Source organism: Streptococcus sp. CL8.13 (genome assembly GCF_049737895.1).
In genome coordinates, this window is sequence record NZ_JBKOTT010000040.1 from 1 (window position 1) to 7,568 (window position 7,568).

The 7,568-nt window shown below is 41.6% G+C and carries 8 protein-coding genes and 1 pseudogene; all 9 read left to right on the top strand.

Annotated features, from left to right (window positions below; genetic code table 11):
- Positions 1-109 (top strand): annotated as a pseudogene (locus ACLNCN_RS02280) (oligopeptide ABC transporter permease OppC); the annotation flags it as partial.
- A gap of 8 nt (positions 110-117) precedes the next feature.
- The gene (locus tag ACLNCN_RS02285; RefSeq protein ID WP_000159550.1) at positions 118-1,185 is read left to right on the top strand and encodes an ABC transporter ATP-binding protein; all 1,068 of its coding nucleotides are present in this window, start codon (positions 118-120) and stop codon (positions 1,183-1,185) included.
- 10 nt (positions 1,186-1,195) lie between these two features.
- Positions 1,196-2,122 (top strand): ATP-binding cassette domain-containing protein, encoded by a 927-nt coding sequence (locus ACLNCN_RS02290; protein WP_001291284.1) that lies wholly within the window; start codon positions 1,196-1,198, stop codon positions 2,120-2,122.
- Positions 2,123-2,576: 454 nt separating this feature from the next.
- On the top strand, positions 2,577-3,554 hold the full coding sequence (locus tag ACLNCN_RS02295) for an ABC transporter substrate-binding protein (protein WP_024057377.1): 978 nt from the start codon (positions 2,577-2,579) through the stop codon (positions 3,552-3,554).
- An 11-nt stretch (positions 3,555-3,565) separates the two neighbouring features.
- Complete coding sequence (locus ACLNCN_RS02300) at positions 3,566-4,459, top strand: ABC transporter permease (RefSeq protein WP_000011439.1); 894 nt, start codon at positions 3,566-3,568, stop codon at positions 4,457-4,459.
- 12 nt (positions 4,460-4,471) lie between these two features.
- Entirely contained in the window at positions 4,472-5,275 is an 804-nt protein-coding gene (locus ACLNCN_RS02305) for an ABC transporter ATP-binding protein (protein ID WP_024057379.1), read from the top strand.
- Between the two features lie 325 nt (positions 5,276-5,600).
- The gene (locus ACLNCN_RS02310) at positions 5,601-5,849 is read left to right on the top strand and encodes a YneF family protein (RefSeq protein WP_000364990.1); all 249 of its coding nucleotides are present in this window, start codon (positions 5,601-5,603) and stop codon (positions 5,847-5,849) included.
- A 200-nt stretch (positions 5,850-6,049) separates the two neighbouring features.
- Complete coding sequence (racE, locus tag ACLNCN_RS02315; RefSeq protein WP_033684754.1) at positions 6,050-6,844, top strand: glutamate racemase; 795 nt, start codon at positions 6,050-6,052, stop codon at positions 6,842-6,844.
- Positions 6,841-7,568: nucleoside-triphosphate diphosphatase (locus tag ACLNCN_RS02320; RefSeq protein WP_424844538.1), on the top strand; the 728-nt coding region annotated here is incomplete at its 3' end. The genes racE and ACLNCN_RS02320, both read left to right, overlap by 4 nt.

Consider the following 7,568-nt stretch of genomic DNA (forward strand, 5'->3'; position numbering starts at 1 on the left):
TGCATACCTCTTCTGGATTCCATTGACAACTCTTGTCTTGGTATCCTTATCCCTTTTCGTAGTTGGTCAAAACTTAGCGGATGCTAGTGATCCACGTACACATAGATAGGAGTAGAAATGACAAAAGAAAAAAATGTAATTTTGACTGCTCGCGATATTGTCGTGGAATTTGACGTTCGTGACAAAGTATTGACAGCCATTCGCGGCGTTTCCCTTGAACTAGTTGAAGGAGAAGTATTAGCCTTGGTAGGTGAGTCAGGATCAGGAAAATCTGTTTTGACAAAGACTTTCACAGGTATGCTTGAAGAAAATGGTCGCATTGCCCAAGGTAGCATTGACTACCGTGGTCAAGATTTGACAGCTTTATCTTCTCACAAGGATTGGGAACAAATTCGTGGCGCTAAGATTGCGACTATCTTCCAAGATCCAATGACTAGTTTGGACCCAATTAAAACAATTGGTAGTCAGATTACAGAAGTTATTGTAAAACACCAAGGAAAAACAGCTAAAGAAGCGAAAGAATTGGCCATTGACTACATGAATAAGGTTGGGATTCCAGATGCAGATAGACGTTTTGATGAATACCCATTCCAATATTCTGGAGGAATGCGTCAACGTATCGTTATTGCGATTGCTCTTGCCTGCCGACCTGATGTCTTGATTTGTGATGAGCCAACGACTGCCTTGGATGTGACCATCCAAGCTCAGATTATTGATTTGTTGAAATCTTTACAAAACGAGTACCATTTCACAACAATCTTTATCACCCACGACCTTGGTGTGGTGGCAAGTATTGCAGATAAGGTAGCGGTTATGTATGCAGGAGAAATCGTTGAGTATGGAACTGTTGAGGAAGTCTTCTATGACCCTCGCCATCCATATACATGGAGTCTCTTGTCTAGCTTGCCTCAGCTTGCTGATGATAAAGGGGATCTTTACTCAATCCCAGGAACACCTCCGTCACTTTATACTGACCTGAAAGGGGATGCCTTTGCCTTGCGTTCTGACTATGCAATGCAAATTGACTTCGAACAAAAAGCTCCTCAATTCTCAGTATCAGAGACACATTGGGCTAAAACTTGGCTACTTCATGAGGATGCTCCAAAAGTAGAAAAACCAGCTGTGATTGCAAATCTCCATGATAAGATTCGTGAAAAAATGGGATTTGCCCATCTGGCTGACTAGGAGGAAGGAAATGTCTGAAAAATTAGTAGAAATCAAAGATTTAGAAATTTCCTTCGGTGAAGGAAGTAAGAAGTTTGTCGCAGTTAAAAATGCTAACTTCTTTATCAACAAGGGAGAAACTTTCTCGCTTGTAGGTGAGTCAGGTAGTGGGAAAACAACTATTGGTCGTGCCATCATCGGTCTTAATGATACAAGTAATGGGGATATCATTTTTGATGGTCAAAAGATTAATGGTAAGAAATCGCGTGAACAAGCTGCAGAATTGATTCGTCGTATCCAGATGATTTTTCAAGATCCTGCCGCAAGTTTGAATGAACGTGCGACTGTTGATTATATTATTTCTGAAGGTCTTTACAATCATCATCTGTTCAAGGATGAAGAAGAACGTAAAGAGAAAGTTAAAAATATTATCCGTGAAGTGGGGCTTCTTGCTGAGCACTTGACTCGTTACCCTCATGAATTCTCAGGTGGTCAACGTCAACGTATCGGTATTGCCCGTGCCTTGGTCATGCAACCAGACTTTGTTATTGCGGATGAGCCCATTTCAGCCTTGGACGTTTCTGTGCGTGCTCAAGTCTTGAACTTGCTCAAAAAATTCCAAAAAGAACTTGGTTTGACCTATCTCTTCATCGCCCATGACTTGTCTGTCGTTCGCTTTATTTCAGATCGTATCGCAGTTATTTACAAGGGTGTTATTGTAGAGGTTGCAGAAACAGAAGAATTGTTTAACAATCCAATTCATCCATATACTCAAGCCTTGCTTTCAGCGGTACCAATCCCAGATCCAATCTTGGAACGTAAGAAGGTCTTGAAGGTTTACGACCCAAGTCAACACGACTATGAGACTGATAAGCCATCTATGGTAGAAATCCGTCCAGGTCACTATGTTTGGGCTAACCAAGCCGAATTAGCGCGTTACCAACAAGGGTTAAACTAATAATGGTTTTATAATTTCCATATCAATTTTTATGGGAATTATAAACCTTTTTTTGTTGGACTGATTTGAAAAAATCTTTGAAAGTATCCTGAAAGAATTTTCGAAAAATTTTAAAAAATTCTGAAATATTCTTGACAGCTGATGAAAAAGGTGGTAAGATAGGAAACATCAAAAAAGAAAGCAGAAAAAGAAATGAATAAGAGACAAGCTGTAACGATGAATCAAAACTTTTACTTTAGCTACTTTAGATAGTGTTTGTAGACATGTCACCATGGATGCAAACAGTTCAAGCAATTTGTTTGTATCTATGTGGCTAAGATTTTTGATTGTGGTCCATATAGATGAATATCTAAATGGACTAGCTAAGTTGTAACTTGTTAGCTTATTTCAAGCATCCGTTTAGATATTATCTAGGCGGTTTTTTGTTTTATCTTTTCTGAGAAGGAGTTTCATTATGAAAGTTGTTCGAAAATTACTAGCCCCTCTCTTGGTAGTGGGGATTCTCTTGACCTCTCTGATTAGTTTGCATCAGTTGAAGGCAGATAAGAAAAAAGATGTGTTTCGTATCGGTATTTCGCAATTTATTACCCACCAGTCCTTAGACGCTACTAGAGAAGGGTTTGTGGATGAGCTTGCCAAGCAAGGCTATGCTGAAGGGAAAAATATCGAGATTGATTTGCAAAATGCACAGGGAGAACAACGAAACCTAAAAACGATTTCCCAGCAACTAGCAGAATCTAGTGATGTCGTTCTAGCTATCGCAACGCCTTCTGCTCAGAGCTTGGCTAATACAACACAAACGACACCGGTTATCTTTTCAGCTGTAACAGACCCTGTCAGTGCCAAGTTGGTAGAGTCAAGAGAGCATCCTGGGGGCAATGTAACTGGAACAAGTGATCAGTCATCAGATGCTATCTCAACCCAAATCAATTTGATAAAGAAAGTGTTGCCAAAAGCTAAAACAATTGGAATCCTCTATACTCAGAGCGAGCCAAACTCAGTTGTCCAAAAGGATGAAGCTAAGCGACTTCTGGAAGAAAAAGGCTTTACCGTTGTTGAAAAAACAATCTTGGACAGTAACAATGTCAAAGCGGCAGCAGAGAGTTTGATGGCAGAAGTGGATATGGTTTTTGTACCAACGGACAATATCATTTCGTCAACCATGGAAACAGTTAAGCAGGTTTCTATTAAACACAAGGTTCCAGTATTCGGTGGCTCAACGGAAATGATTGCGGTTGGTGGTTTGTATAACTACGGTACCAATTATGAAGAATTGGGACGGCAGACAGCCCGCATGTTGATTCGTGTCTTAAAAGGTGAGAAACCAGAAAATATAGCAGTTGAGTTGCCTGAAAAACTGGAATTGCATACCAATCAAGAAATGGCAGATGCACTAGGAATTGATATTAGTAAGTTGGAAAGCAAGGAATAGGGAGGTTTAAGATGAGTTTTGTATTATCTAGTTTATCAGAAGGTTTGTTGTGGTCGATTATGGCCATTGGAGTTTACTTGACTTTCCGTATTTTGGATATTGCGGATATGACTGCTGAAGGAGCCTTTCCTTTGGGGGCAGCTGTCGTTGTATCGCAGATACAGGCAGGGACAAATCCTTGGATTGCGACCTTACTTGCTTTGCTGGCAGGTATGGTAGCTGGTCTTGTATCAGGAATGCTCCACACCAAGATGAAAATCCCAGCTCTCTTGACAGGGATTGTGACCTTGACAGGGCTTTATTCAATCAATATTAAAATCATGGGCAGTGTGCCCAACCTTTCCTTGGGAGATTCTTCAACTGTCTTTAAACAATTGGCGAGCTTGGGGCTGACAAATGAAGAAGCTGTTTTCTCATTCAGTTTGGCCTGTCTCCTACTTGTTTGTTTGGTCTTGACTCTTTTGATGAAAACGGAGATTGGATTGGTCTTGCGTTCGACTGGGGACAATATTCCGATGAGTGAGGCTAATGGGGTCAATGTAGACACCATGAAGATTGTTGGTTACATGATTTCAAATGGTTTGATTGCCCTGTGTGGTTCCTTGTTCGCTCAAAATGATGGATTTTCAGACGTAACCTCTGGGACAGGAACCATCGTTGTTGGTTTGAGTGCAGTTATTATTGCAGAAGTTTTGATACACGACTTGACCATTGGAGGTCGCTTGTTATCTATCGGAATCGGTGCCATTGTTTACCGTTTGATTATTTTAAATATCTATGAAATTCCAAATCTAGATCAAAACCTGGTACGTCTCTTTAATGCAATCTTGCTAGCCTTAGTGTTATTTGCACCAGAACTGCAAAAGAGATTAAAGATTCGTGGTTTGAAACTGAGAAATGAATAGGAGGAGAAAGTTATGGCAAGTTTGTTAACACTTGAAAATATTCACAAAACCTTTGAAGCAGGGACGGTCAATGAGAACCATGTCCTCAAAGGATTAGACTTAGAGGTTGAAGAGGGAGATTTTATCTCTGTGATTGGTGGAAATGGAGCAGGGAAATCCACTTTGATGAATATCTTGGCTGGCAATCTATCGGTGGATGAAGGGGACCTTTTATTGGCAGGCAAATCCATTAAAAATCTTAGTGTAAGAAAGAGAGCCAAGGATATTGCCCGTGTTTTTCAAGATCCTAAGATGGGAACAGCTTCTCGTTTGACGATTGAGGAGAATATGGCTATTGCCTTGAGACGTGGGCAGAAGAGAGGGCTTGGTTGGGGCGTGAAGGAGAAGGAGAGAATCCAGTTCCAAGAGGCCTTGAAAGAGTTGAATATTGGCCTTGAAAATCGCTTGAAAGTGGATACCCAATACCTTTCAGGAGGACAAAGACAGGCCTTGACCCTAGTCATGGCAGCTCTGGTGAAACCTAAACTTTTGCTTTTGGATGAACACACTGCGGCGCTTGATCCGAAAACGAGTCAAATGGTGATGGACTTGACGCAAAAGATTGTGGAACACCATCAGTTGACGACTTTGATGATTACCCACGATATGAACCATGCGATTGAGTACGGCAATCGTATCATTATGCTCTATCAGGGTAAGATAGTGGTGGATGTCAAGGGAGAGGAGAAAAAGCATCTGACGGTTGAAAATCTCATGCATCTCTTCCAGAAAAATAGTGGTCAAAGTCTGGTCAGTGATGAATTGGTTTTGGGATAAAGAAAAAGGCTGAGATCTGGTGTCTCAGTCTTTTATTAGTATAAATGGATAGGCAGAAATATGAAATTAATACTCTTCGAAAATCTCTTCAAACCGTGTCAGCTCTATCTGCAACCTCAAAACAGTGTTTTGAGCAACCTGCGGCTAGCGTCCTAGTTTACTCTTTGATTTTCATTGAGTATAAACTCAGTAAGGAGCCCTCTTTTGCAGAAAAGCAGGGTTCTTTTTGCTATTTATTCCATCCCTGAAAGCGTAAAACAAACTAGTCAGGGTGGCTAGTTTGTGGTATAATGAAAGAGACTCAAAAAGAAACAGGAGAAAAATGATGGATTTACTTTTAGCAATTGTATTGATTGTGCTAGCTTTTCTAGGAGGAGCTCTTGGAGGAATGTACTTGGTTCGTAAGCAAATTGAAAAAGAATTCGCTGACAACCCACGTTTGAATGCTGAAGCAGTTCGTACTCTTTTGAGTGCAAATGGTCAAAAACCAAGCGAAGCTAAGGTACAACAAGTTTACCACCAAATCATCCGCCAACAAAAGGCAGCCCTTGCTAACAATAAAAAGAAAAAATAAATAAGGAAAAGTCTGGGATGAAAGTTCCAGACTTCTCACTATGTTGGCTATGGTTTTAGGGATGAGACTTTTTCCTTGCATTCTATTGATATTTGATTATGATTAAGAGAGATAGTTGTTGATTAGGATGTCATTCAGTTCATAAGGATCAATAATCATAATGAACTATCAATCAGAAAAAAGACTAGAAAGAAGACTGTATGGATAATCGACCAATTGGTTTTTTGGATTCGGGTGTCGGGGGCTTGACCGTTGTGCGCGAGCTCATGCGCCAACTTCCCCATGAAGAAATCGTCTATATTGGAGATTCGGCACGCGCGCCTTACGGGCCCCGTCCTGCTGAGCAAATTCGTGAATATACTTGGCAGTTGGTCAACTTTCTTTTGACCAAGGATGTCAAAATGATTGTCATTGCTTGTAATACAGCGACTGCGGTCGTCTGGGAAGAAATCAAGGCTCAACTAGATATTCCTGTCCTAGGTGTAATTTTGCCAGGAGCTTCGGCAGCCATCAAGTCCAGCCAAGGTGGGAAAATCGGAGTCATTGGAACGCCTATGACGGTACAATCTGACATCTACCGACAGAAAATCAATGATCTGGATCCGGACTTACAGGTGGAGAGTTTGGCCTGTCCCAAGTTTGCTCCCTTGGTGGAGTCTGGGGCTCTGTCAACCAGTGTCACTAAGAAAGTAGTTTATGAAACCCTACGTCCCTTGGTTGGAAAGGTGGATAGCCTGATTTTGGGTTGTACCCATTATCCACTCCTCAGACCCATTATTCAAAATGTCATGGGACCCAAGGTTCAGCTCATCGATAGTGGGGCAGAGTGCGTACGGGATATCTCAGTCTTACTTAATTATTTTGAAATCAATCGTGGTCGCGATGCCGGACCACTCCATCACCGTTTTTACACAACAGCCAGCAGCCAAAGTTTTGCACAAATTGGTGAAGAATGGCTTGAAAAAGAGATTCATGTGGAGCATGTAGAATTATGACAAATAAAATTTATGAATACAAGGATGACCAGGACTGGTATGTCGGGTCCTATGCTATTTTTGGTGGCGTCCGGACGTTGACTGATGAAGACTTGGATTTCCCTCTGGTTGGATTGGCCAAAATCTTTCGAGACGAGGAACGAGGTTTCCCGATTTCAGTTGCTGTTTTACGCTATGGTTCTCGCTACCGTTTATTGTCTTTTGTGGTAGATATCCTCAACCAAGAAATGGGACGTAACTTGGAAGTCATTCAACGTCAAGGGGCCCTGCTCTTGGTTGAAAATGGGCAACTCTTGTATGTGGAATTGCCTAAAGAAGGGGTCAATGTTCACGACTTCTTTGAGACAAACAAGGTTAGAGAAACCTTGTTGATTGCGACTCGTAACGAGGGCAAGACCAAGGAATTTCGAGCTATCTTTGACAAGTTAGGATACGATGTGGAAAATCTTAATGACTATCCTGACTTACCTGAAGTAGCAGAAACAGGCATGACCTTCGAAGAAAACGCCCGCCTCAAGGCAGAAACTATTTCTCAATTAACGGGCAAGATGGTTTTGGCAGATGACTCAGGTCTCAAAGTCGATGTCCTTGGTGGCTTGCCAGGTGTCTGGTCAGCTCGTTTCGCAGGTGTGGGAGCTACTGACCGTGAAAACAATGCCAAACTCTTGCACGAATTGGCCATGGTCTTTGAACTCAAGGACCGCTCGGCTCAATTCCATACAAC

Coding starts and splice junctions, on each gene's coding strand:
- ACLNCN_RS02300 (WP_000011439.1), top strand. CDS start 3,566: ATGAGTTTTGTATTATCTAGTTTATCAGAAGGTTTGTTGTGGTCGATT.
- ACLNCN_RS02310 (WP_000364990.1), top strand. CDS start 5,601: ATGGATTTACTTTTAGCAATTGTATTGATTGTGCTAGCTTTTCTAGGA.
- racE (WP_033684754.1), top strand. CDS start 6,050: ATGGATAATCGACCAATTGGTTTTTTGGATTCGGGTGTCGGGGGCTTG.
- ACLNCN_RS02285 (WP_000159550.1), top strand. CDS start 118: ATGACAAAAGAAAAAAATGTAATTTTGACTGCTCGCGATATTGTCGTG.
- ACLNCN_RS02295 (WP_024057377.1), top strand. CDS start 2,577: ATGAAAGTTGTTCGAAAATTACTAGCCCCTCTCTTGGTAGTGGGGATT.
- ACLNCN_RS02305 (WP_024057379.1), top strand. CDS start 4,472: ATGGCAAGTTTGTTAACACTTGAAAATATTCACAAAACCTTTGAAGCA.
- ACLNCN_RS02290 (WP_001291284.1), top strand. CDS start 1,196: ATGTCTGAAAAATTAGTAGAAATCAAAGATTTAGAAATTTCCTTCGGT.